This is a genomic window from Sandaracinomonas limnophila (assembly GCF_004005965.1).
Lineage (GTDB): Bacteria > Bacteroidota > Bacteroidia > Cytophagales > Spirosomataceae > Sandaracinomonas > Sandaracinomonas limnophila.
Genome location: NZ_SACY01000004.1, coordinates 187345 through 212777 on the forward strand (window position 1 = coordinate 187345; position 25433 = coordinate 212777).

The 25433-nt window shown below is 38.3% G+C and carries 16 protein-coding genes and 2 tRNA genes; 7 read left to right on the forward strand and 11 right to left on the reverse strand.

Features of this window, described 5'->3' with window-relative positions:
- Nucleotides 1-62: 62 nt before the first annotated feature.
- The 4 genes from EOJ36_RS09600 to EOJ36_RS09615 form a co-directional block, all read right to left on the reverse strand.
- Nucleotides 63-1760, reverse strand: coding sequence for a GMC oxidoreductase (locus EOJ36_RS09600; RefSeq protein ID WP_127804783.1), 1698 nt, complete (start codon nucleotides 1758-1760; stop codon nucleotides 63-65).
- Nucleotides 1761-1773: 13 nt separating this feature from the next.
- On the reverse strand, nucleotides 1774-2385 hold the full coding sequence (locus EOJ36_RS09605) for a gluconate 2-dehydrogenase subunit 3 family protein (RefSeq protein ID WP_127804785.1): 612 nt from the start codon (nucleotides 2383-2385) through the stop codon (nucleotides 1774-1776).
- Nucleotides 2386-2461: 76 nt separating this feature from the next.
- Complete coding sequence (locus EOJ36_RS09610; protein WP_238944461.1) at nucleotides 2462-3208, reverse strand: lysophospholipid acyltransferase family protein; 747 nt, start codon at nucleotides 3206-3208, stop codon at nucleotides 2462-2464.
- Between the two features lie 34 nt (nucleotides 3209-3242).
- A complete protein-coding gene (locus EOJ36_RS09615; protein WP_127804788.1) occupies nucleotides 3243-7823 on the reverse strand; it encodes a hypothetical protein in 4581 nt (1526 codons plus the stop codon).
- 34 nt (nucleotides 7824-7857) lie between these two features.
- Here EOJ36_RS09615 and EOJ36_RS09620 point away from each other — a divergent pair, with 34 nt between their 5' ends.
- Nucleotides 7858-8370 carry a KdsC family phosphatase gene (locus tag EOJ36_RS09620; RefSeq protein WP_127804790.1) on the forward strand — a complete coding sequence of 171 codons (513 nt, stop codon included), beginning with the start codon at nucleotides 7858-7860 and terminating at the stop codon, nucleotides 8368-8370.
- A gap of 1 nt (nucleotide 8371) precedes the next feature.
- Entirely contained in the window at nucleotides 8372-8887 is a 516-nt protein-coding gene (locus EOJ36_RS09625; protein WP_127804792.1) for a gamma carbonic anhydrase family protein, read from the forward strand.
- Here the strand turns inward: EOJ36_RS09625 and EOJ36_RS09630 are convergent.
- From EOJ36_RS09630 to EOJ36_RS09650, 5 genes are all read right to left on the reverse strand, one after another.
- A complete protein-coding gene (locus EOJ36_RS09630) occupies nucleotides 8884-9888 on the reverse strand; it encodes a glycosyl transferase (protein ID WP_127804794.1) in 1005 nt (334 codons plus the stop codon). The genes EOJ36_RS09625 and EOJ36_RS09630 overlap by 4 nt on opposite strands.
- A gap of 114 nt (nucleotides 9889-10002) precedes the next feature.
- Nucleotides 10003-11265 carry a serine hydrolase domain-containing protein gene (locus tag EOJ36_RS09635; protein WP_127804796.1) on the reverse strand — a complete coding sequence of 421 codons (1263 nt, stop codon included), beginning with the start codon at nucleotides 11263-11265 and terminating at the stop codon, nucleotides 10003-10005.
- A 20-nt stretch (nucleotides 11266-11285) separates the two neighbouring features.
- The gene (locus EOJ36_RS09640) at nucleotides 11286-11942 is read right to left on the reverse strand and encodes a transposase (protein ID WP_127804798.1); all 657 of its coding nucleotides are present in this window, start codon (nucleotides 11940-11942) and stop codon (nucleotides 11286-11288) included.
- A gap of 126 nt (nucleotides 11943-12068) precedes the next feature.
- Nucleotides 12069-12154 (reverse strand) — tRNA-Leu (locus tag EOJ36_RS09645).
- 38 nt (nucleotides 12155-12192) lie between these two features.
- A tRNA-Gly gene (locus tag EOJ36_RS09650) sits at nucleotides 12193-12268 on the reverse strand.
- Between the two features lie 104 nt (nucleotides 12269-12372).
- On the opposite strand from EOJ36_RS09650, the gene EOJ36_RS09655 reads away from it, so the two are divergent.
- Nucleotides 12373-12834 carry an Lrp/AsnC family transcriptional regulator gene (locus EOJ36_RS09655; protein ID WP_127804800.1) on the forward strand — a complete coding sequence of 154 codons (462 nt, stop codon included), beginning with the start codon at nucleotides 12373-12375 and terminating at the stop codon, nucleotides 12832-12834.
- A 36-nt stretch (nucleotides 12835-12870) separates the two neighbouring features.
- Here EOJ36_RS09655 and EOJ36_RS09660 read toward each other — a convergent pair whose 3' ends face one another.
- Together EOJ36_RS09660 and EOJ36_RS09665 are read right to left on the reverse strand one after the other, a co-directional pair.
- Nucleotides 12871-16506, reverse strand: a complete 3636-nt coding sequence (locus EOJ36_RS09660) for a PVC-type heme-binding CxxCH protein (protein WP_127804802.1) — start codon at nucleotides 16504-16506, stop codon at nucleotides 12871-12873.
- A 3-nt stretch (nucleotides 16507-16509) separates the two neighbouring features.
- Entirely contained in the window at nucleotides 16510-17622 is a 1113-nt protein-coding gene (locus EOJ36_RS09665; protein WP_127804804.1) for a Gfo/Idh/MocA family protein, read from the reverse strand.
- 219 nt (nucleotides 17623-17841) lie between these two features.
- Here EOJ36_RS09665 and EOJ36_RS09670 point away from each other — a divergent pair, with 219 nt between their 5' ends.
- Genes EOJ36_RS09670 through EOJ36_RS09685 form a run of 4 tightly spaced genes read left to right on the forward strand, consistent with a single transcriptional unit; the run spans nucleotide 17842 to nucleotide 25403 of the window.
- Nucleotides 17842-18561: a hypothetical protein gene (locus EOJ36_RS09670; RefSeq protein WP_127804806.1), complete on the forward strand. Its 720-nt coding sequence runs from the start codon at nucleotides 17842-17844 to the stop codon at nucleotides 18559-18561.
- 31 nt (nucleotides 18562-18592) lie between these two features.
- Nucleotides 18593-21577, forward strand: coding sequence for a beta strand repeat-containing protein (locus tag EOJ36_RS09675; protein ID WP_127804808.1), 2985 nt, complete (start codon nucleotides 18593-18595; stop codon nucleotides 21575-21577).
- A 5-nt stretch (nucleotides 21578-21582) separates the two neighbouring features.
- Nucleotides 21583-22053, forward strand: coding sequence for a hypothetical protein (locus EOJ36_RS09680; protein WP_127804810.1), 471 nt, complete (start codon nucleotides 21583-21585; stop codon nucleotides 22051-22053).
- 14 nt (nucleotides 22054-22067) lie between these two features.
- A complete protein-coding gene (locus tag EOJ36_RS09685) occupies nucleotides 22068-25403 on the forward strand; it encodes a LamG-like jellyroll fold domain-containing protein (protein WP_127804812.1) in 3336 nt (1111 codons plus the stop codon).
- Nucleotides 25404-25433 lie beyond the last annotated feature (30 nt).

Genomic DNA, 25433 nt, shown 5'->3' on the forward strand with positions numbered 1-25433 from the left:
TCGAACAAATTAGAGAGGAAAAAATATTCCTCTCTTCTCTTGTTTCTCCTCTCTCGTATCTATTAAAGATTCTTCTTCTTTAACTCACTTACGGCAAAATCAGCAGCACGTGCCGTCAAAGCCATGTAGGTTAAAGATGGGTTCACACATGAAGCAGAAACCATACCTGCGCCATCGGTTACAAATACGTTTTTCGCTGCCCAAACTTGATTGTTTTTGTTCAATACAGAGTTGCGCTTGTCGCTACCCATTCGAGCAGTACCCATTTCGTGAATACCTAAACCAATATGTGTATTTTGATTATTATACGCATTGATATTTTTGAAACCAGCAGCTTCTAACATTTCCGCTGCATCGTTCATCATGTCGATACGCATCTTGTTTTCATTATCCCCCAAATTGGCTTCAAACTCAAGCACTGGCAAGCCCCACTTGTCTTTTTTGTCTTTGCTCAATTGGAAACGGTTATTTGGATCTGGTAAAATTTCACCGAAGCCTCCAAAACCGATTGTCCACTGTCCTGGCATAGTCAATTGCTCTTTCAAGTCAGCTCCAAAACCTTCCATTCCTACGCCACGGCCCCAGCCTTCGCGACTTGCTCCACCTTGGTAACCGAATCCGCGGTGGTAATTACGCTTGTCTTTGCCCCAGTTACGGAAACGAGGAATGTATAATCCGTTAGGACGAGAGCCAAATGCATAATCTTCAACAAATCCGTCAATGGTTGCACTTGCACCTACTCCTAAGTGGTGGTCCATGATGTTTCTTCCTAATTGATCTGACTCATTGGCAAAGCCCGAGTTCATCAAAATAGATGTTGAACCAATTGCACCTGCATTTAAGAAAATGATTTTTGCAAAATATTCTTTCGACTCTAATGTATTTTGGTCAATTACTCGAACCCCTTTTGCTTTGGCATTTTTCTCATCATATAATACCTCTGCAACAATTGCATTGTGCACCATTGTCATACGACCTGTAGCTGCAGCACATGGTAAAGTAGCAGATAGAGAAGAGAAATATCCACCATACGGACAACCTCTCATACATCTGTTACGGAATTGACAAGAGCTACGACCAATTTTGGTGTGATGTGGTTGTGGATCCGTTAAGTGTGCCACGCGACCGATTGTCACCGGACGACCCAATTTGTCTAACACCTTATTTTTGAAATGTACCTCAGGCGCTTGCATGGCCATTGCTGGTAAAAATTCAGAATCTGGTAATACATCTAATCCTTCTCTTTGTCCAGAAATACCAGCAAATTTTTCTACATAGGAATACCAAGGCGCTAAATCTTCGTAACGAATTGGCCAGTCGATAGCGATACCTTCTTTGCCATTTGCCATAAAATCTTCCTTGTTCCAACGGTAAGTTTGGCGACCCCATAACAAAGATTTTCCTCCTGTATGGTAAGCGCGGATCCAATCGAATCCACCTTTTTTCTCAATGTATGGATTTTGTTTGTCGTTTTCGAACAAATAACGGTGCTCCTCGTTGGGCGTATAACCCGTACGCATTCCAGCCCAATATTCTTCTGCTGCCATGGTAGTTGGGCGACCGCGGTGGTCAAATTCCCATGGATTTTTCATTGCTGTTTCGTAGCCTTCAATGTGCTTGATTTCACGACCACGCTCCAGTACTAAAACTTTCAAACCTTTTTCAGTTAATTCTTTGGCAGCCCAGCCACCCGAAATACCAGAACCTACCACAATGGCATCGAATGTCTGGCCTTTAATTGCATTTATATTTAAATTCATCTTATGCTGCTAATTATTGGTAAAGAAATGCTTTTTGTCCAGCCTTGTATTTAGTTGGCTCAAATTTGCCCGGAATTGGCTCATATACAAAAGAAGCTTTAACGCCTGCCTCAGAAGTATAATATCCTAAAAGAGTTAATTCTTTTATCAAGCGCCAGAATGGTACGCCCTGAGTGCCTTCCAAAACTTCTTTATCAACGTTATCGCCAACTTTAACTTGGGAAGCCTTGTAAGATTTCATTAATTCTGCTGTATCCGCTTCCAATAATTTTAAAAGGGAAACTTGTGCTTTTGCATCTAATCCTAAAAATCCAGCTTTTTCCAAATTTTTAACTCCTGTCATAAAGCTTTTTTGTTCTGGTGCTTTGTAACAATCGTTAATCATTTTTTCAATGAATGCTGGAACGCCTGCATCTATAGCACCCGCTGTGGTAGTTTTTGGAATGATGTGCTCCGCTACAGCTGCGATAATTTTGCTTTGCGCTTCTGTCAGACTCAAAGCTGCTGCATTGAATGGATTAGAGGTTGAATTCTGTGACCTCTCCATCGCAAACAATGTAGGTGCGGTAAAAGCCCCGCCCAACATCATAGCAATACGCGAGACTGCCTCTCTTCTATTTACCATAATAAAAATATTAAAATTGTTAAGTAATTTTCTAGAACCTCAAATTTACAAGATTTTCGCAGGAATAAAATTATTTTTAGGCGATTTTGTACTCTATGCCTATTTCATCTGCAATCTTTTTTAAAATTTCCTCGGAACTAGCCTCTTTGGAAAAACGTATGGGTTCTCTAAACTCCACTTGAAGCGTGGTGTTGCGTTTTTTTAGCAGTAATCCCTTTTTATCAAAGGCTCTTCTAAATCCATTGATTCGAACAGGAACCACGATGGGATTTTCACTGGTAATTAAATGGGATGTGCCTTTACGAATTGGGGCAAACGCTTTAGTTGTGCCTTGTGGAAATGAAATAACCCAACCGCATTGAAGGCCCTGTTTGATTTTTTTGATAGCTCCAACATCTACTCCACGTGCAACGTCTTGTCCAGCGGCCCGCCAAGATCGATTTACCAAAATAGCCCCTGCTTGTGCAAATAACTTAGGCAGGATTCCATCGTTTTTCATTGTTTCAGTGGCAGCCACGTAAAACAAGTTAGAACGTGGGGCTAATAAGTAAATTGGAAATTTAATCGTATTTCTGAACCCCCATTTTACGGAAAAGAAAATGTGGTACAGGCAAATCACATCCATGAAATACGTTTGGTGATTGGGAAGAAAAAGGACATTATTTTCGGGTAAATCCTCTAAATATTCCGTCCCGGTGATTTCCATTTTATTATAAAATCTAAGTCGATTATAGGTTATTGCACCCATAATACCCATTACAATCCGCTTAAACAAAATTGGATTTCCAAATGGATCCCGCTCACCAATACCGAGGGTGTCCATAAATTGAAATAATTTTGTAAGCTTTGACTTCATATCAAAATCCTCCTTGTTTTGATTTTGTTTTGGGTTTTGGTGTTTCTTTAGGCTTCTCTACCTGTTTTTTTGTTTTTTGGCTAGGTGTAACCTTCCGATAATAAGAGGTAAATCTCTTCAAAAAGGCATCTTTTTCGTCAGCAGCGGCTTCTACAATTCTGATTTGCCCTTTATCTTTTTTACCATTCTTCACTAAATCACGAACCACTCCTAAGAAAGCGTTGTCGGAAGAATAAACTCCCAATTCTCCCTCAAAATACGCAAAAAAATACCACAAATCTTCAGAAATTTCCCAATATCCGTAAAACTCTTCTTTATTTGGCTTTTTTATGACTTCCATAAAGCCCTTGATTTGGCTATTAATATCCACGTTTCCAACATTCACGATGGAAATGGGGCCGCTTGAATAAAATGCAGAAGTGTTAGGTAGCCAAGACCAATCTACTCGAGAAAAATTTATAGTTTTTCCAAATTCAGGATTCACCAGATGCAAGGGTACATGATCTTTGTCCATTTTGAGCATAGTAGCTTCTGGTATTTTTTGGTCTAAAATAAGTTGAGCCCTGCGTAAATAGTCGTCTCTTTGTTCGGGTTCATCGGAGGAGTTTTCAGAAGGGCCTTCGTCTAAGAAGTGTTTCACAATTTTTTCCCCCATATTTTTCAATAATTCTGGCGCAAATGGAAATTGCAAACTCAGCCATGTGTTAAGTCGGGGTAAAAGGGTGTCGGTTGACATGACCAAATTACCAGCTGCTTTCAACAATTTATTCCCTTCAAAAAAATGAATTGGGCCATACGCATTAAACTGCCGTTCCTTGAAAAGCAATTCTGTTTTACTTTGCTTGCCTTCAATGACAAATCGGTCCTTTTCTTCGGTTACTGAGCCTTCGGCAGAAAAGACAATAGGATCTTGGTCATCTGATTGGGGGCCTAAAAAAGTAGGGTATAATTTATTTTGTTCGTTGATAAAAATTCCGGCAGTTACCGGTCTTCCATTTTCATCGTTCAAAGATTCATTGAGTTGAAGTTTAGGCGCTTCTCCAGGTTTTGGTTCAAAAGGAATCCAGCCCGTACGAAGTCCGGATAAGCCTAAATTGGGACGAACAAAGCCTTTGAATTGAATAAACTCTTTGTTGGATTCTAACAAAACATCGCCTTTAAACCATTGATGGGGCGTAATGGATAAATTATTTTTTTCACCAAAATGTGCTTCTGCTTTTACAAAACTTTCATCCGTTGATTTGGCGCCTGGTACAAACTCAAATTGTTTGAAGCGAATCAAAATGGAGTCTCCTGAACTTCTTGGAAGAAGGTAGTCTCCTTCTCCTCTGAAATAATTTTCATTTGCATCTATTACTTGCAAATTGTTTAAAATATGACGCTCATTTTTAGCATCTAAAACAGCTTTTGCATTTTGAAAAGGCTTAAATTTTCTGTCTTTTTGTATACCAAATTGGCCTTTAAATGGATAAATCAAACTGGGTCCAATGGATACATTTTCCACTCCTCCCAATTGTAAAAATTCAAGTTTCAGGTCATAATCGGCAGATTTTGCCGTAATTGTTCCCTTGCCTGTTGATGAGCCCTGTAGATTTGAAATGGATAAAGAATCTGAAATCTGTGTGCTGTCTGATTCCCATGCGCTGAGAACGAATCCCTTTTTGTTGGATAATTTAAAGTGTCGATTTTCAATATCCCAGGTCGCTTCCAAACCATTACTTTGGTATCCGATAAATGGAAAAACAATTTGAGCTTCATCACTTGAATTTTTAGGTGCACGAAAATTAATCTTCTTTTGTTTGAGGTCAGATTCGGCAGCAATTTCTGGGGAGTAAATAGCCGGTTTAAATTGCTTCAAATTTTTTCCAATTCTCAATTTAGCGTTTGAGGTTTTCCAATTGTTTGCATAAAATTCAAAGCTATCAGAAATAAAATAGCCTTCCTGCTGTATCAATTCTCCTTGTCCAAATACATTTTTTTGATGTATTTTAAGCGTTCCATTTAATTCTGCAACATTGTTATACAATTTAAAATTGTTTTTGATAGGCTGAATAATCAACGAATCCGTTGATTTTTCCCAATACAAATTATGACTTAAAAAACTTGCTTGTGGTAAATAATTATAGGGAGCTATTGATGTTATTTTACCCGATATTCCTTTTGAATTGAGAGAATCGGGGTAAAAAAATACATCTTTTGAGTCGGAAGAGATTCCCAATAATTGCAATTGACCAGGGCCATGAAGTCCCGATTTTTCCATAGCAAGCTTGCCCGTGTTTTGGAACTTTCCTTTTTTTGCATAAATATCTAAGGACAATTTAGACCGGTATTGAAATCCCAAAGAAAGGTCTTCCATATATTCCAAGTTAGTCTTTAAGGGTGGGAAGATTCCGTCTGAAATAAATGCCCCTTCAAAAGTTATTTCCTTATTTAAAAGACTGTCCAGCTGAATGGATGGCACCTGAAAATAGTTTTTAGTGGAATACACGCCATTTGCCCTCCAATCTTCATTGAAGTAGGCGGTTACTCCTTTGGGAATAATTAATTTGGGGAATGCTTTATTCGCAATACGCCCCGATTTGTTGTTGGGAGGACTCAGCAAAATGCTTCCAGATTCGTATTTCAATTCTGACCCGACTTCCTTGTTTGATAGGCTCCCGTCTTTTTTGAGGGGGAAGAAGGTTATGGAGTCAATTTTATCAAAATTGATAGTAAATTTGCTGAAATCAAATCTAAAATCGGGTCCTCTGAATCGATAATTACCAATTTTCACTTCCCCGTCCAGGTCAAAATCTCTGCCTTTGGTAAATACTAATTGCTTATTTTGGGGTCTAAACGCGGCGTGAAGGGAATCTGAAACCATGATTTCGTTTACTCCATTAACCGCCAATTGCTTGTTTTGAAGGTTGATTGACATATTTGGCGCGCGTCCAACTATTTCGCCATCCGAAGCCACAAAAAATTGGTCAAAATCCTTTTTTTCATACACTACTTGTGCATAATGAAGGCCGGCACGAGTAAAGGAAAGTAGATCTCCCGGGTTTTCAATAGTGATAAATCCGGCTTGTCTAAATTGATAAAAGCCCGATTTTAAATCCGCTTCTTGTTTGTTGAATTTATAGGCAATATCTCCCAAATAAGCCGATGAAATCTTTTTTTCTTTGAAATAATTATATAAAATTCTAAGCGGATCGTAGGTTAAAACTCCTAAGGTATTTCGTAAGCGATTGGGCTCAAAAAAATCATAAGATTCAACCCAAGCCGGAACTTCCCCTTTGGCGGCCACTCGAAAAAAATCGATACGATGAAGTGGGGGAGAAAGAATGGCTAAATCTGCTGAAAGTCGAAGTTGATGAAAAGAGTCTTCAAAAAATAGTTTTTCGGCAGCAAGTCCAGGCAGTTTTTGCACATGAAAAGTTTCTGATTTTGCTTGCCAATTCATTTTTACTCGTTCATGCGAAATGGAATCTTTTGAAGAAATATAAGACGAGAAAATTCCTTCCGGAATTTGTACCGATTCGTCGGGCAAAATCCAAAGAACATCTGCTAAAGCTCTAGCCATTAGGCTGTCTTTTTGAAAGATTTCAAGTTTTGCTTTGTGGTGCAAATCGCCCAACAAGCCTCTTTTTTCATTTGAAATCCAAAGGCGACCATTTGCCTTCCAAAATTGACTTACAAGGGCCTTAGGCAAATCCTCTTCCGCTTTAAAGTCGAAAGAAAAATACTTTTGTCCCGCTTTTTTCTTGATTTGTATAAAGCCTTCGCCTTTAATGGCTAAGTCTTTTTCTTTCCAAATACTGGTTTTTGAAAGAATTTGTCCTGATTTTGGTAGAATTGAAAAATTGCCTACCTGCCATTGCCCCGCTGGAATTCCCATTTTCTCTCCAGCAATTAGCGTATTGATTCCTTTTCCAAATCTATTCTTAATATCCCAATAAAACATATCTGCGTTTAAACGAAGCGTATCTTTTTGAGAAGTAAAAGTTATTTCTGGGGCGTTAAAGCTAATTAAAGGTCCGGATTGAGATTTTGGTTTGTTATCCGTTGTTGAGTCTGGATCAATGCTTGCCCAGGAAAAAACAATATCACCTTTTATTCCTAGGCCTACCGATCCTAAGTCGGTAAAAAAGTTGTTGTATTGCCAAGATTCAACCTGTTTAGCAAATTCGAGTGCAGTTTTTGGGTCCTTTGCTTCTAATAATTTATTCCAAACTTGGATGAAGCCCTTTCTAGATTTTTCTGAATTTTCAAATTGTATGAAACTTCTAACAAAAAAATAGGCCAGTTCTCCTGATTTAAAGCCTTTTGAGGGCATGTTTTTCAGAATTTGATCATATTCGGCTAATTCCTCAGAAGAAATTTTAGGGTTTTTGTGAAATGCCAACCACCTATCTCCTACCAAAAATGCATCACGAAATCGTGATTCCATGATCCAATTTTTTACTTCTTGCGGAAATTTATCAGGTGTTGAAAAGACCTGAGCACTTGTACTAATTGCACAAAAAATAAAAAATACTCCAAAAAGAATTCGTTTGATAATAGGCATTTGAAAAGCTATCGGACTATTCGGGTAAAAATACATAAAAATTTAAGATATTTGAGGTAAATATTCAATTATGCATAACGTATTAAGCGACTTCAAACATATAAAGGCCTTTGTTTTTGATATAGACGGAGTAATGACAAACGGACAGGTTCATGTCTTAGAAACGGGAGAACATTTCCGAACATTTTATATTCGTGATGGTTATGCAATTGAAAAAGCCAGAGAGGCAAATTATGAAATGTGTGTCATAACTGGTGGTGGGCATGCGGGAGTTAAGAAGCGCTTAGAAAACTTGAAATTTCAACATATATATTTCGGATTGGGGGGAAAAGATAAATTAGAAACCTATTTGGAGTGGTTGGAAAAAGTTGGATTAGACGAAAAGGAAGTACTTTATATGGGCGACGATGTGCCCGATTTAAAGATATTATCGAGACCAAATTTGTTGAGTACCTGTCCTGCCGATGCGATTCCAGAAATACAATCTGTTGTAAAATATGTATCTACATACAATGGAGGAGAAGGTGCTGTTCGAGATGTAATTGAAAAAGTAATGAAACTTCAAGGCCGTTGGCCACAATAATATGCCTGTAATTTTACCTGTTTTAGGGATTTCCCCACAATTGAACGAAACTTGTTGGGTGGCACCGAATGCCACTATAGTTGGGGATGTGAAATTTGGTAATCATTGTACCATTTGGTTCAATGCTGTAGTACGTGGTGATGTGAATTCCATTGAAATTGGTGATTATTCAAACATTCAAGATGGTGCGGTTGTCCATTGTACCTACCAAAAAACTAAAACAATAATTGGTAAGCACGTTTCTATTGCCCATAATGCGATAGTTCATGGGTGCACAATTGAGGACAATGTGCTGATTGGTATGGGGGCTATTGTAATGGACAATGCCTATATAGAAAGTGGAAGTATTATTGCAGCAGGAGCAATTGTTACGCAGGGAACACGAGTTAAATCAGGTTCTATTTATGCAGGAAATCCGGCAAAGTTTTTAAAGGAAGTAAGTCCTGAAGCGGCAGAAGTATTCCAAAGAACTTCCATGAACTATGTTAAATATGCTGAATGGTTTAAAAATCCTTAGATTTTAACATTATCTACCCAATCAATAAATCGTCTAAAAGGCAAGGTCAAATATTTTCTAACACGTTTGTAACGCTTAATGGTTTGTGGAACCTCTGGTTTTATGTAAAAGCAAGGGTATTTTTTATAGGTTTCTTGTCCGTTTTTAATTAATGTTTGTGCGTAAAAATCAAAAATTGAGGCCACATCAGATTTTTCAAAGAAAGTATATCTGTTTTGATATTTTGATATTTCAGTTGGGTTACTCGGTTCGTAGCCTGAAAAATGGAAAAAGATTAATGGGTATTTTTCGTTAACAAAATATCCATTTTCGGTTTCGCTAAGGGATCTTTCGTGAATGTTCCAATAAGCCATATTTAAGCCTTTGTGGCGCGAAACAAACACATCTTCGTAATAAATTGGCGCAAAATTTACCCAATTTTGATCTACAAACATTCCGTTTTCTAAATCGATATAGCAGTGATCATACAATCTTTCTGCCCACCATTGAAGAAAAGTTTCTGTAGTTTTGCTTCTTTTTGTTCCGATAAATCCCAAATTATACATACCTGTATTTAAAAGGTCTCTTTCTTGGGGGCGACACTCGTCGGGGAAGGGGCTTAAAATATGTGGCGTAAGGAACAAGGAATTATTGCCCAGACCTTTTTCAATTTCAGTTAGTGGTTGAAAAACGATTATATCTGGGTCGAAATAATGTAAAATTTCTACTTCAGGATAATTTTTGTAGATATATTGAAGATAAAATGGTTTTACGGCTGTATTCAATTCGGTAATATTGTACCGATCACACATATCTTCAAAATCAGGAATGCCGATTTGGTGTAATTCTAGGATGGTATAATTGGGTAAATCAGAACTAGGAATATCTGATTTATCCAACCTGTCCACCAAACCAATAACAAACGAATAGTCGGGATTATGTTCCAATAATGATTCTCCAAGCGAATTTGCTTGGGCCAAATAATTTATGGAACAAATAGTTAAAACGACCTTCTTTTGCATAGGAATGAATAAGGCTGCAAGTTCGGGAATTTTATTGGAAAAGGGAAATAATTAAGCTACCTCCCCCTGCCCCCTCCTTTGGAAGGAGGGGGTGGCGCAAAGCGCCAGGGGCGGTTATTTCAAACTACCATAAATAATATTCTCAATCTTACTTGCCAATTCCCCATGCGAATTGGGTGTATGTTGGGTCATGATGAGAACAATCATATTTTCTTTGGGATCTGCCCAGTAGGTAGTGCCATAATAACCTCCCCAAGAAAAACTACCCTTACTTCTCATTTTTAAATTAGCCGTTTTTTCGCCAACCAATTGAAATCCAAGAGCGAAATTGTCATCACCCATAAGTCCTGGTGCTAATTGTGGACTAACCATCAGTTCTGCTGTTCTTCTTCCTATGATTTGTTTGCCATTGTAAAGGCCTTTGTTCAAGAGCATTTGCAAGAAAATTGCATAATCGTATGCAGTCGAAACCAAGCCTGCCCCTCCAGAAAAATAGGTTTTTTTCTGAAGTGGATAATTTGGATTGATATTTCTAAAAGTTGGTGACCAAGGAATGACGGTATGATTTTCGTCTTCGGTATAAACTGAGGCCATACGGGAACCTTTTTCTGCAGGAAGATTAAAATACGTGTCCTTCATTCCCAATGGCTCAAAAATGTGTTGATGAAAATATTGTTCGAGGGTTTGTCCTGAAATAATTTCAACCAAGCATCCTAACAAATCGGTATTTAGACCATAGGTAAACTTTTCTCCAGGTTGATGTGCCAAAGGAAGCTTTCCCATTGCTTTCATTTTGGTTAAAAGGGATTCTTTAAATTCCCCTAATCCAGATGGAATTTTGGCCTTTGCATAAATGGCTTTCATGTTGTTGGAGCCAATGTCGGCATAATCGATTCCTGATGTATGCGTCAATAAATCCCGGAAAGTGATTTCTCTTTTGGCAGGGATTGTGGTATAGGAAGAGTCTGCTGGATTGAAATCTTTTACAACTGTCGGATTTTTAAATTCCGGAATAAAAAAGGAAATCTTCTGATCTAGGCTCAACTTCCCTTGTTCAAACAATTGCATTATTGCTAAGGAAGTTATTGCCTTTGATTGACTCATGATGCGATAAATTGCATTTGCCTCCATAGGTTTATTCGTGGCAGCATCTGCTTTTCCGAATCCTTTATAATAGACCACCTGATTATCTTTTACAATAATTACGGAACTCCCCACCAACCATTTATTATCTAAATAAGGTTTAATTTCTGACTCGATATGGTTTAAATGATCGTATCGAATGTGTGGGTTATTGGATATGATGTTTGGAGATAGAGTCTGTCCGAACAGTGAAATGGACAGCAGAAATAAAAATCCGGTTTTAAAAAGTTTCATAAAATGGATAGTTTATAGATTTATTTACCCTTCCAATTTACAACATTATTTTTAATGTATGCATTTACCCGTTCAATTCCAGTATATTGAAAAATAATCCGGTCGTGGTAATTACGTTGCCATAATTTGTTTTGGAATTGTGGCCAACCCAATGTTTTAACACCATGAATATATTTTACCGTTGTAATCGATTTAAACGCATCAATTATTAATCCCACGGTCACCCCAGGGGCAACCCTTGTGGTTACCCCATTTGTGGTTGCCCCATTTGTGGTTGCCCCATTTGTGGTTGCCCCATTTGTGGTTACCCCCCCATTTTTAACACCCATATTTTCGGTATTTGATTTTGGGGCAACCACATCATTGGTATTTGATTTTGGGGCAACCACAAGGGTTGCCCCTGAGGTGGCGGGAACGATTTCCAATAATGCGTGAAAATGATTTGGCATGACGACGAATTCGTGCAATCGGATATTTTTAAACCGATTGGTTAATTCTAACCATTCTGCACTAACCATTTCACCTGCAGGGTTTAATTTACAATTGTATTTGTTTCCCAACAGAAATCTTCTGTTTTTGATACATATCGTAATAAAATAAAAACCAGGTTTTGAATAATCGTGTCCCTTAGTTCGAATTGAATGCCGATTGTGGACGGCAGGATTATACTTTGACATATTGAAATAATTAGCGGTTAAAATCTTTAAACGAGATTTCCCGTAAATATTTCATCAAGAAAATGATAATTTTCCCTGTAAAACAAAAAATCCGTTAATTGCTTAACGGATTCATGTCGATTGTTGTACCTGGGGCGGGAATCGAACCCGCACGAGCGTTTCGGCTCACAGGATTTTAAGTCCTGCGTGTCTACCAGTTCCACCACCCAGGCAGCCCTGAAATTTAAAAGCACCGAATGGTGCCTTCAAATGGAGCGAAAGACGGGGTTCGAACCCGCGACCTCGACCTTGGCAAGGTAGCGCTCTACCAGCTGAGCTACTTTCGCATTTGGGAGTACAAAAGTAAAACAGATTCTTCTTTTATGCAAGTCGTTTTTGAAAAAATCCTGAAATATTTCTCTATTTTTGTTTTTCGGAAACAATCCTAACAATGCATAAATTAGATCAGACAGACTTAAAACTATTGGAAATACTGCAGGAAAACGCAAAAATCACCAATGCTCAACTATCCAAAGAAATTGGCCTTTCGCCAGCTCCAACCTTAGAAAGGGTGAAAAAATTAGAAAGTTTGGGGATTATTGAAAGCTATCATGCAAAAATAAATAGAGATAAAGTTGGTTTAGGCGTTACTACTTTTGTAACCGTAACCCTGACTGGTCATAAAAAACAAGTAACCGAATCTTTTGTAAAACAAATCAACCAAATTCCTGAGGTCATTGAGTGTCATTACGTAACAGGGAATGGGGATTTTGTATTGAAAATCATTTCAAAAGATATCGCCTCATACCAGAAATTGATGCTTGAAAAAATAAATGAAATTGAGGAGGTTTCTGGAACTTCAACGATGGTGATTTTATCAACTTTTAAAGAAAGTCCAGTTCTTCCAATATAAAAGGTGCCTTCGAGAGCCTCAGGCACCTTTTGGGTGTTATTTGACTTTCATGACTCCATTCATGATTCTCCAGTGACCCGGGAAGGTACAAACGAATGGATAATCTCCTGGGGTATTTGGTGCTTTGAAGCGGAGCTTTACACGGCCATCTGGATCAACCAGCGGCGTATAAGCAATGATTTCAGGAATATTTGGCACATAGTTTTTAGCTACGGCGTCTGCTGCTGTAATCATTTTATCAGCCGCTGCGCCTATTTTTTCCATGCTACCGATTTGTCCAATTACTAAATTATGTTGCATGGCATCTACGTTTTCTAAAACCAATTCGACGGTAACTCCAGCCGGAACTTCAAACGTTTTTTGATCAAACTTCATCTCTTCTTTTACTGTTTTGATGAAAATTTTCACCACAGGTCCTTGCTCTTGATTTGGCAAATCGACCTTCCAAAGTTCTGCTAAACGGTTAAGATAGGCCTCTTGTCCCGGTTCAACCTGTTTGGCTAACGAAACCACAAAAGCCTTTTGATTAGCGTCTAAATTTGCCTCTTTTTTGCTATTCCAAGCATTTGCTAAACCTTTTAAGGCTCCCATCATTCCAACTGAACCTGGATCTTTCATCTCTTGCAATATCCCTGCAATTTCAGCTCCAGACCAGGCATTGGCTGCCCCTCTAAACATTTTTTCAGTGATATATGCATCTAAATTTAGACCTGCATTTACCATCAAGTTTTTGCGGAACTGGTTATTATTTCTGTTACTTTCTTTCAAAATAGCCGCACGGTCAATTGAAATTGCCATCACATAATTGCCTGGTTGCTCGGCCGTCCAGCCAAAATTGCCCGTCCACGGACCATTCGTGTTTTTGGTAACAATTCCCGATTGTCCCGGTAAAATACCGTCTGTAAAGGTGTAAGACTCCATTTCAATTTTTGAGCCTTGTCCTTCAATAGTTAGGGATAATGGTAAAACTGTTCCTTTTTCAAGGGCAACATTTCCACGATTCTTAACCTTTATTACAAAACTTGAACCTTCTCGCAATTTGAAAACTCCTGATTTGATGATTACATCTTCAACCACTAAATCTAGGCCATTTTCTTGTCCATCTACACTTGGATTTTTAACCTCTTTCGCTTCTTTTTCTGCAGCTAATTTTGCTTTCTCTTGGCCTTTTGCCTTCATCCATTTAATGATGTTTTCCTTACCTCTCGACATCTCATAGGCTGCCAAGGCATCCGGAATCCAGCGGTCTGCATTGAATTGCTCAGCTTTTATTTTTGCTGCAACCGCTTGATCAGCTTTATCATTTGAAGGCATTTCGCTCAAGGCTAATATTGCATTCAATTGAACCAAGGTATCTTTGTCGTTCAATAATTTTGCCTCCAATATTGCCTTAGACCAAGCTAAATTTCTTGGTAAAACTTGTACTGCATTTTTACGAACTGCCGCACTTGGGTGTTTCAAGGCGCCTTTCAAGGTTGCCTCAACAGATTTGTTTTCCAAGGCATTCAACCCTTGCAAAACGTGTAAAGCATGAATTGCCCCCGGGTTGATTCCGATACCATCCACGGATTTGTTTTGAATCAAGTTCAATAATGCTGGAACAATATCTTGTTTGCCTCTTTCAACCAACAATCGTTGAGCGGTTAAACGCCAGAACAAATTGTTATTAGAAAGGGCTGCCAAATTTGCTTTCACATTGTCCTTTGAAAGACTGATTGGTGAATATTTAGGTGCTTGATTCCAACCAACGCGATAAATTCTACCGTGTGTATAGTCTCTTAGATTAGTTTCGTATGCATTTCCGGTACCATTGACAAATCCACGAGGAACGGGATTGTGCTGAATGATGTAGCTATACCAATCTGCCACCCAAACGGCTCCGTCTGGACCCACTTGTGCAAATACTGGCGAGAACCACTCATCTGCACCCGCCATTAAATTGAAGCCTTCTTTGTCCATATAATCAGAACCCGTTTTCACCATGTTGTTTTGGTGAACGATGTGTCCGGTAGGCTCTGTAACAAAGGCAATTTTATTCCAATAATTTTTTGGGAAAGAACGAGCTGAATAAAAATTATGTCCAGATGCTGCAGTAAATCCACCAAAAACGTCCACCTGACGAACTTTAGAAGTTATTGGGCGAATATCCTTGTGAGTATCTGTATTTTTGGAACCGTTCAAACTAAAAGGGGCCTGCCAAATATTTCTGTGTGGGATTGGCATATACCAGCCATGAGAGTTGTTGGCAGTTGAGCCAAAAATATCTCCTTCCTCATTTATATCAAATCCCCAAGTATTGTTTGATGTTTGGGTAAGGTGCTCCATTTTAGACCCGTCGGGTTTGAATCGGAAAAAAGCTTGGGCAAAATTTAAAGAATCTGCTCCTACTTTTCCTTTGAAGCCTGAATAGCCAATACATGCATAAATCCAGTTATCGAATCCATAATGTAAATTAGAAGGTCCAGCGTGGGTATCTCCTGTACCAAAACCAGTAAATAAAACCTTTCGTTCATCAGCAACATCGTCTCCATTGGTATCTTTCAAAAATACCATGTCAGGAGCTTGCGAAACTAATAGTCCCCCATTGGCAAACACCATTCCGGTTGGGATACTAAGGCCTTCGGCCCATTTGGTAAATTTATCTGCTTTCCCATCGTTGTTAGTGTCTTCGCAAAGTAGGATATAATCTGAGCCTCCAGATTTTTTGCGTTCATTAGGATAGTCCTTGGTTATCAACACATATAAACGACCTTTTTCATCCCAAGCCATAGCAATTGGGTGCATTACATTGGGTTCAGAAGAGAATAATTGCAAATTGAAATCGACAGGAACTTGAATAAATTTCATGGATTCTTCGGGAGTCAAAGGCAATTGCTGTACTTGAGGCCCCAAGCGTTTTTCATAATTAGGCAACTCTGCTAAACGGTATTTTAAAGTAGGTAGGTTTAGTTTTTCTACTAATTCTCGTTTTTCCGGACCAACTGCCCAAAGAATTCCTTGTTCAATTAAATGCTGAAAAGCGGTAGTATTCCAAGTTCTTTCGTCGTGACCAAATGCAGTATAAAAAACATTTCCTTTTCCATAGGTTCGCACCCAAGTATAAGGTTCAAGGCTTTGTCCAGGCTTATCTTTTGCCTGATCTGGACCAATGATTCGAGATTGAATCACAACGTTATCAGGTTGTAAAAATTTGTGTAAATAGGTTTCATCTACTGTTTTTATTTCCTCATAATCCTTCAAAATCGGATGTTGCGGTAGGGTATTTTGTACCCGAATGGAGTCCATGGTATGTCTCCAAAACTGCCCTCCCATCATTTTAACCAATTCCTTAGAATTTCTAAAATTGAAGGAAGCACAATGGATGGCTATTAGTCCATGGCCCGAACTCACATAATCAATCAAAGCCTTTTCTTGCGGGGCGGCAATGGAGTCGTGGTTAGCAAAAAGAATTACTCCGTCAAATTTGTTTAAATAAGGAGTATTTAGCGATTTCAAAGAAGAAGAATAGGTAATATTCATTCCTTTTACGCCTAAATAAGCCTGCAATGCAGGGTAACGGTCGAATGGTTTATGATGGCCATTGTCTCCTAAGAACAAAAGCTCTAAGCGGCGCTGAGAGAAGGAGGAGAGGTAAGTAAGAAGTAAGAAGGATAAAATAAATAGTTTTTTCATAATTTAAAATTCAGGTAACTTAATAATTTCACCACCTTTCAGGGCAGATTCATGTGAAAGGATTCCCACGCAGGTCCAGTTGGCAGATTGCGGGGCATTGGGGAAAGGGTCACGATCTTCTTGTAAGGCTGATAAAAACTCATGCACTAAATGAGGATGTGAGCCACCATGTCCGCCACCTTGGGTGAAAGATAAGTGTGTATTTTCGTCTTCGTCGTAAACACCTTTTGTAGTAAATCGTTGAATTTCTTCTGGCAAATAATGGGCAAAATCTGGACAAGTAACTTTTTCGGGGATTTCCGGCTCCGGTTTTTTGGCCGTGTGTACAACGAGTTGCTCACCTTCCACCAAAGGCCATTCAACCGATTTTTTAGATCCGTAAACTTCGAAAGATTCGCGGTATTGTCGAGCTACATCAAACAAAGACCGATACACTTGAGCGCTTAAGTCTGAGTTTTTGAATTTAATATGAGCCGATTCAATCGCAAAAGGAGAATTATAATGTTGAATTAAGTCTTCTCTAATGGTTCCTGAACCAAAACAAGAAACATATTCCGCATCTAATTTCAAAAGAGCAGCCACTGGGCCCACACAGTGGGTTGCATAGTGCATTGGGGGCAAACCCGGCCAATAATCTGGCCAGCCATCCATGTCTTGTTGATGTGATGCTTTTAAAAATTGCACTTTTCCTAACTCCCCTTTTTCATATAATTCTTTCATGTAGAGGAACTCACGAGAATAGACTACAGTTTCCATCATCATGTACTTCTTATTCATCTTTCTGCTGGCCTCCACAATGGCTTTACACTCTTCTACAGAAGTTGCCATTGGAACGGTACAAGCAACGTGCTTCCCGGCCAAAAGTGCCTTTAACGTTTGTTCTGCATGTAAATGGATAGGAGAATTAATATGTACTACATCAATGTTTGGGTCTTTGATCAGTTCCTCAAAATCGGTAAAACGATGTTCTATTCCAAATGCTTCACCGATGGCATTAAGCTTTTCTTCATTGCGTTGACAGATGGCATACATGTTGGCCCAAGGGTGTTTCAGGTAGATTGGAATGAACTCCGCGCCAAAGCCAAGACCTACAATGGCCACATTGAATTTTTTCATAAACAGGTTTAAAATATTGAAAATCTAAATTATGTGTAAAATACTGATAATAAAATCTTTTTGGTCTACTTTTTTTAAAAATAGACGAATTTGAATCAATTTAAAGATTTGGTTCATAATTAAGTTTTTAATTTTGAATGTACGATTCTGTTTTCTTAATACAATTGCCCTATTCTAGGAAAAATTTACTAAGGAAAAAGATCGCAAACTAGTATCTAAATGATTTATAAATTTATCAGATTAAAGCTGACAATAGCTGTAGGGCTTTGTGTGCTTTTTGGGACGAGTCCCTCGTTTGCTCAGAGTAGTGCTTGGAAAATTGGTTTAGGAAACTCATTAACCACTTACGATTTTGTAACTACTCAAGGGGTTCAAATTAATTACCTCAAAAAAGGTTCTGGCAATGCTTATTCCATTGGCTATGAGCAGGCCTTTTTAGACACCACCAAATTTATCGGTCAAGGAACCTCCAAAGACTTATATTACTTGCAACACAAAAGTTTAGCAAAAATTCTATCCCATTTGGAGTGGAGTTCCGCACTTTTAATGAATCAATTCAATGCTGTAGGTGATGTTCAGAACACCTCATTCGATTATCAAACAAATTACTTGGGTTTGGAGCTTGGTATTGGTCCTTTTGTGAATTTAGGCAAAGGCTGGAAAGTACAGGCACAAGGCAAAGCCATGGGACAATACCTATTGCAGGGAAATCAACATGTAGGATCGGCCTATGTTGATTTGTCTCAAAATAAAGATTTTAACCAACTAAAAGTGTTTGTTGGATATGCCGGAATTTTAGAAAAAAAGATTAATAAATCCTTGAGTTTATATGTTAGTGCAGCAAATCATCAAACATTTGTTGCAACGAAACAAGGGGAAAGTAGTTTGAATTTTAAAACGCTAAACATATTGTTTGGCATAAAAATAATTGGCCTTTAAGTAGGCATACTTGTATCTAAATAAATATATCATGAAAAAGCTCGGTGTTCTAATCGTGGGGCTTCTGTTGTTGACGTTTCCTATGTTTTCTCAAACGAAAGCAATTAATTATCAGGCCGTAATAATGGATCCCAATCAAATTGAAATCCCCGGACAAAATATTGTTGGACAGCCTTTATCTAATGGGCCTGTTTGCATCAAATTCACCATCATCAATTCAGACAAAACAATTGATTATGAAGAAGTTCAATCAACACAAACCGATGAATTTGGATTGGTCAATTTAACCATAGGCTCCTCCACTGCTACCACAAGTAATGCAAAAATAACCTTGTTGGGCACAGGGACCTACAAAGATTTTAATTCAATTAAATGGGGGAAAAATAGAAAAAGTTTAAAGGTTTCAGTAAGTTTTGATAATTGTACTACGTTTAAAGTTTCTTCTGTTGAATTATTAAATTATACCCCATACGCATTGTATGCTTCAGCAGTAGATTATGAAAACGTAGACGGTGCACCAACTAATTTATCCCAATTTAAAAATGATTCAGGATTTTTAAATTCAACGGCATTGGATCCATTGAAAAAGGATATAACTCAAACTCAAACTGCGATTACAGATTTATCCAACAAAACAAATGGCAAGTTTTCATTGGTGGACAGTACCCTTTCTACTTATGACAATCGAATCACTTCAAACTCAAAATCCATTGCACAAACCAATACCGTGTTGAATCAACAGGTTGGAGGATTGCAGCAACAAATTACTACAACCAACACTACCATCAACCAATTGAGCGGGACGTATGAGGTAACATCAAACAAAAGAAATGCAAGTGATTTAGGGGCAGGTTCTCCTTCTTCAGAGTTTTATCCAACCCAATTAGCGGTAAAAACCTATGTTGACCAAACGGTTCAAGATGCCGTTGCATCAGGGGCACCAGATGCTACTACATTGGCAAAAGGAAAGGTAAAATTGTCGGGAGACTTAGCAGGAACGGCAGATGCACCTACGGTTCCGGGCTTGGCAAATAAAGAAAATACAAGCAATAAATCAACGAGTATTACTACAGATGGAAGTTCAAATACTAAATATCCGAGTGCTAAAGCGGTAAAAGATTATGTGGATGCTTCTGTTTCGGGAGTAGCTTTTCAAACCAATTTAGATGCTAAGGCAGATAAGAATTCGCCCGTATTTACAGGAACTCCTTCAATGCCTACGGGTACAACGGGAGTAACGCAAAGCAATACCGATAATTCTACTAAACTGGCTACCACCGCGTTTGTACAGAATGCTATAAGCGCAGGAGTTATTGATGCGACTACAAGCGACAAAGGAAAAATCAAATTAGCGGGAGATTTAGGTGGAACGGCGGATGCACCCACTGTACCGGGATTAGCCAGCAAAGCTCCTTTGGCTTCTCCGGCATTAACGGGTACTCCTACGGCACCAACTGCTACAGCAGGAACGAATGATACACAAATTGCAACAACTGCATTTGTTACCGCGGCTATGACCAATGCCTCTGTTGCAGACGCAACCACATTGGCAAAAGGAAAAATTCAATTAGCCGGTGATTTGGGAGGTACTGCTGCTTTGCCGACGGTACCAGGCTTAGCCAATAAAGAAAATACAATTACAGCAGGTTCAACTGCTCAATATTACAGAGGAGATAAATCGTGGCAAACCTTAGATAAGTCAGCTGTAGGCTTAGCCAATGTAGATAATACTTCAGATGCGAGTAAGCCTGTTTCAACGGCTACGCAAACCGCATTGGATTTAAAAGCGCCATTAGCATCAGCGGCTTTAACGGGAACTCCAACTGCACCAACGGCAACGGCAGGAACGAATACAACACAAATAGCAACAACGGCCTTTGTGGTAGCAGCTATGACAAACGCCTCGGTAGCAGATGCAACAACGTCTGATAAAGGTAAAATTCAATTAGCGGGTGATTTGGGGGGAACAGGTACAACTGCAGCAGCTCCTGTGATTTCAGACAATGCCATTACTTCATCAAAAATAGCCCCTTCTGCAATTACAAATGCTAAAATTGCGGATGGTAGCATAACTACTACCAAAATTGCTGATGCAAATGTTTCCACGGCAAAATTAGCAGACGGAAGTGTTACCACAGCAAAAATTGATGCTGCCGCAATAACCAATGCAAAAATTGGTGAAACGATTTCCATTGCTAATGGAGGAACTGGAGCAACCACACAAACTGCTGCATTTGATGCCCTTTCCCCTATGACTACCTCGGGAGATATTATTTATGGTGGGACAAGTGGAACAGGAACTAGATTAGGAAAAGGAACAGATGGACAAGTATTGACCTTAGCCAGTGGCGTTCCATCTTGGGGTACCCCAGCTTCTACAGGTGTTACCTCTGTAAATGGACTTTCGGGTGGAACTCAGACATTTGCAACAGGGACCTCTGGAACAGATTTTAATATTTCAAGTTCAAGCACTACACATACATTTAATATCCCCGATGCTAGTGCTACTGCAAGAGGCTTAGTAACTACTGGGACGCAGACCTTTGCAGGGGCGAAGACGTTTAGTTCAACGATAAACAAAGTAACAATTACAGCACCAACCAGTAGTGCAACATTAACAATTGTAGATGGTAAAACATTAACTGCTTCAGATGATGCGACTGTTTCGGGTACCAACACTGGTGACCAAATAATCACATTAACGGGTGATGTAACCGGTTCTGGCACGGGAAGTTTTGCAACAACAATTGGTGCGGGAAAGGTTACAAGTTCTATGCTTGCAGCAAATGCCATCGTAGAAGTATCAGATGAATTTACTGCAACAGCTGCCCAAGCAAGTTTTACCATAAGTCATGCAAAAGGTACAAATAGAATAATCAAAATGTACATAAATGGAATTCGTATAAGCAATACAGCTTATAGTGATTCTGGAACAACATTGACATACACAAGTGCTAACAATGGCGGTTATACCATTGTTGCTGGCGATAGAATTCAGTTTGATTATTCTTATTAATGCTTATGAAAAATTTATTTTTAATCTTTGGATTTATTATATGTCAAATTGCTTTTTGTGTTCCCACAAACGCACAAGTTAATTTAAAAAATGGGTTAACAATTGATGTTTATAATAAATATTCTAAGGTTATCGACTTCATTCAACAAAACGTTGATTTTAATTCCGATTCATTAAGTTTCTTTCTGGCCCCAAACAATTCACTAGAAATTGTTGATCAAGCCTTCTTGGATAATCATACAGTAAGAGGTCTTTTTTCAATAGATTTTTACAAAAATCACACATTTGAAAATATGCAAGAAAATAAAATTGTTTTTAAATCTGGGAGATTAAGATTTTATTCTAAAAATGAGGATCATATTTTGATTTCAAATGATTTTGATCCTCAAAAAATTACAAAAGAGGTAAATATGATTAAAAGTTATAAAATTAACAATAACACAATTCTTAATTTATTAGAAGATACCATTAAATAATTTAAATATTATTTATGAAAAAAATTTTTGCTTTTTTAATCCTTTGGTCACCAATATTATTGGCCCAACATACTTGCCCTACAAATTTATCATTTGATGCAAACAATCTTTCATTTTGGGAGTTTAAAAGTGGTACTTATACTGGGAATTATTTGGGCTCCTATTCCGCTACAATTAATCCTATTCCTTCAAAAATTTCAACAGTTAAAACTGCAAATGATTTTCGAGGGAATAATACATTAACAATTTTTAATGCGAGGGCAGACGGTGGATTTGATTATGACGAAAAAGTTACAACCATTCCAAAGGTACCTGTCATAAACGGGTATAAATATGATTACAGTGTAAGGCTGGGCAGTTCTTCAACCGGTGGTTCTGCCGACAAATTAACCTTTCGACTTTCCGTACCACAGAGCGTTTCAACCTACAATATTACCTATGCCTATTCTGCAATTTTACAAGATGTTGCCCATTCTGCCTCTCAACAACCTGCTTTCGTTGCAACTGTTACAGATGTTACAACAGGAACCAAAATCAATTGTGCCTCAAAAGATTATTACTCAAATTCTGGAATGCCAATCATGAATGGTGCACGTTATGAGCCATGGAGAGAAGTTTCATTCGATTTATCACAATATGCAGGTAAAACTATTGAATTAAAATTTGAAGCCTTTGATTGCTCCCCTTCTGGACATTATGGTTATGCATATTTGGCTTTTAGAAATGATGGATGCGGAACTGGTACGATTTCAGGAAATGATATTCTTTGTAATAACGGAGGAACTCAAACCTACTCAACACCAATGGTAGATGGCGCAACTTTTGCATGGACCTTACCTTATGGTTGGACTGGTTCGTCCTCAGCCAATTCCATTACTGTTAATCCAAATGGAAATCCAGGAGGAAATATAACTGTTACACCATCACAATCTTGTGGAAATATCACTACAAGAAGTTTATCCATTTCAACAGTTAACTCAGTCCCTGCTGCTCCAAGTTCAATTACAGGATCTACAACAGTTTGCTCCAATAGTACAAATTTAACTTATTCAGTACCAGAGGTGGCTAATGCCTCATCTTACAATTGGAGTTATCCTACAGGATGGACAATCGTTTCGGGATTAAACACAAACCAAATTACATTTAATGCAAATAATACTTCTGGAAATATTTCTGTTAATGCTGTAAATTTGTGTGGAAATAGTTCTGCAAGTTCCACTAGCATCTCAATTGTTGCAAATGCGTTGAGTGTTGCAGGCAGTATTACAGGTGCCCCTGGAAGTACACAATGTTCTGGAACAAGTACCACATTAAATTCGGTTAGTAATACAGGAAATATTACTCGTTGGCTTTCTTCTGATGACGGTGGCATTAATTGGAGTGATTTAGCAAATACCTCAAGCTCTTTGACCATTACTCCTACAACTTCAACATTTTATAAAACTGAAGTCCAAAATGGTGTTTGTTCTGCTGTGCAAAGTACGCCTGTATTAGTTAATGTATATAGTCCCACACAAATTGTAGTTCAACCAACAAGTATAAACACTTGTGCCGGTTCTGCCAAAACCTATTCCGTATCTGCTATTGGGGAAGGAACATTAAGTTATATATGGCAAGTATCGTCTGATGCGAACACTTGGGCTGATGCCTCCAATGCAACCTATTATAGCAATTACAATACCTCTACCCTGACAGTAAATGCCGCTAGGGTTACATCCAATACTAATTTATATTATAAATGCAATATAACTTCAAGTACAGGGTGTTCCTCTATTACAACTGATAATGCAAATTTAGTAGTCAGCACTTCCGCCACCCCTTCTATTACCAATCAACCAGAAGATAAAACTGTTTGTTCGGGCTCTGTTGCAAATATAAACGTTGTTGCTTCTGGACCAAGTTTATCCTACCAATGGCAGTCTGCAGCTAATTTGGGTGGTTCCTATGCAAATATTGCTGGAAAAACTACTTCAACATTAGCGCTTAATACTGCAAGTGAAGCAACCTACTTTTATCGTTGTGTTATTACAGAGGCTTGCGGTGGATTAACTAGTACTTCAAATTCCTCCACGATTAATGTGGTAGGCTCATCCACAACATCCCTAACCATTGCTGCCGATGTAAATAATGTTTGCTATGGTATTCCAATAACCTATACGGCAACCCCTTCAAACGGGGGAACGTCACCTACTTATGCATGGTATAAAAATGGTGATGTGATTTCGGGGGAAACGGCTTCTACCTTTATTTCAAGTGCCATAGCTAATGGTGATGTTGTATATGCAGAATTAACTTCTAACAAAGCTTGCGCAATTGGTAGTCCGGCTTCCTCAAATAGCGTATCCAGAACGATTAAAACAGCCCCAACGGTAAGTGTTACAGGAACTTCAACAAACTATGATTTAGTTTCTTTAACCGCTTCTGGTGGGGGCACCTACTCGTGGGATGGTGGAAGTAACCTTAGTTCAGCTTCAAATGATTTTGATGAATCTGGAACGTATACAGTAACCGTTACCGATGCAACTTCAGGTTGTTCAACTTCTCAGGCAACTGTTGTAACAATAAAATTAAGGGGCTTAAGTAGATATGGAGAACTTTTGGATGTTAAAGCTAATCAAGTAAACCGTTTTGGCGAAAAAGGAAGTGATTATCCCATTATTAAAAATGGACAGCTAAAAAAATATTCAAAATACAAGGTTATTACTTCCAATTTGAAGCTCCATTTAGATGCGAGTAATTCATCTAGTTATTCAGGTTCTGGTACAATCTGGACAGATATATCAGCAACAGGTATGTCAGCAACTTTAACCAATGGCCCTTCTTTTAGTGCCAATAATGGAGGTTATTTTACTTTTGATGGAACAAACCATTATGTATCACTTCCTGCGGCCTTTCCCGGAAGTAATGACATAACAATAGAAGCTTGGGTAAATAGAACAGCAAATAGTGGCGCCAATACGGCAATAGCAAATATGGATAATTGGAATGCAGGAAATGTTCATTTTCAATTTGCCAATAACCAATTGCAATTCGCATTGAGCTCAGAAGCAGATAAATACGCAACTTATTCCTTTTCCATCAATAAATGGTACCATGTGGCAGCAGTCTATAATAAATCGGCCAAAACGGTAACATTTTATGTAAATGGACGATTAATAAATACAGAGAATTATTCAACCCCTCCATCGGTTGCAAATCAGTTTTTCAAAATAGGCGCATGGAGTAACAACGCTTCATTAGGTAATTTTTTCAATGGAAAAATTAGTTTAGTTAGAATCTATAGTTCCGCACTATCTTCTAACCAAATAAATAATAATTTCAACAACGGTAAACAGAATTTCGGTTTATAAAAAAAGATAAAACTTTTCAATTTCTTTCAT

What these genes read in the sequence shown, in the direction of transcription:
- EOJ36_RS09600 (WP_127804783.1), bottom strand. Translation starts at nt 1,760, where the DNA reads ATGAATTTAAATATAAATGCAATTAAAGGCCAGACATTCGATGCCATT.
- EOJ36_RS09605 (WP_127804785.1), bottom strand. Translation starts at nt 2,385, where the DNA reads ATGGTAAATAGAAGAGAGGCAGTCTCGCGTATTGCTATGATGTTGGGC.
- EOJ36_RS09610 (WP_238944461.1), bottom strand. Translation starts at nt 3,208, where the DNA reads ATGGACACCCTCGGTATTGGTGAGCGGGATCCATTTGGAAATCCAATT.
- EOJ36_RS09615 (WP_127804788.1), bottom strand. Translation starts at nt 7,823, where the DNA reads ATGTATTTTTACCCGAATAGTCCGATAGCTTTTCAAATGCCTATTATC.
- EOJ36_RS09620 (WP_127804790.1), top strand. Translation starts at nt 7,858, where the DNA reads ATGCATAACGTATTAAGCGACTTCAAACATATAAAGGCCTTTGTTTTT.
- EOJ36_RS09625 (WP_127804792.1), top strand. Translation starts at nt 8,372, where the DNA reads ATGCCTGTAATTTTACCTGTTTTAGGGATTTCCCCACAATTGAACGAA.
- EOJ36_RS09630 (WP_127804794.1), bottom strand. Translation starts at nt 9,888, where the DNA reads ATGCAAAAGAAGGTCGTTTTAACTATTTGTTCCATAAATTATTTGGCC.
- EOJ36_RS09635 (WP_127804796.1), bottom strand. Translation starts at nt 11,265, where the DNA reads ATGAAACTTTTTAAAACCGGATTTTTATTTCTGCTGTCCATTTCACTG.
- EOJ36_RS09640 (WP_127804798.1), bottom strand. Translation starts at nt 11,942, where the DNA reads ATGTCAAAGTATAATCCTGCCGTCCACAATCGGCATTCAATTCGAACT.
- EOJ36_RS09655 (WP_127804800.1), top strand. Translation starts at nt 12,373, where the DNA reads ATGCATAAATTAGATCAGACAGACTTAAAACTATTGGAAATACTGCAG.
- EOJ36_RS09660 (WP_127804802.1), bottom strand. Translation starts at nt 16,506, where the DNA reads ATGAAAAAACTATTTATTTTATCCTTCTTACTTCTTACTTACCTCTCC.
- EOJ36_RS09665 (WP_127804804.1), bottom strand. Translation starts at nt 17,622, where the DNA reads ATGAAAAAATTCAATGTGGCCATTGTAGGTCTTGGCTTTGGCGCGGAG.
- EOJ36_RS09670 (WP_127804806.1), top strand. Translation starts at nt 17,842, where the DNA reads ATGATTTATAAATTTATCAGATTAAAGCTGACAATAGCTGTAGGGCTT.
- EOJ36_RS09675 (WP_127804808.1), top strand. Translation starts at nt 18,593, where the DNA reads ATGAAAAAGCTCGGTGTTCTAATCGTGGGGCTTCTGTTGTTGACGTTT.
- EOJ36_RS09680 (WP_127804810.1), top strand. Translation starts at nt 21,583, where the DNA reads ATGAAAAATTTATTTTTAATCTTTGGATTTATTATATGTCAAATTGCT.
- EOJ36_RS09685 (WP_127804812.1), top strand. Translation starts at nt 22,068, where the DNA reads ATGAAAAAAATTTTTGCTTTTTTAATCCTTTGGTCACCAATATTATTG.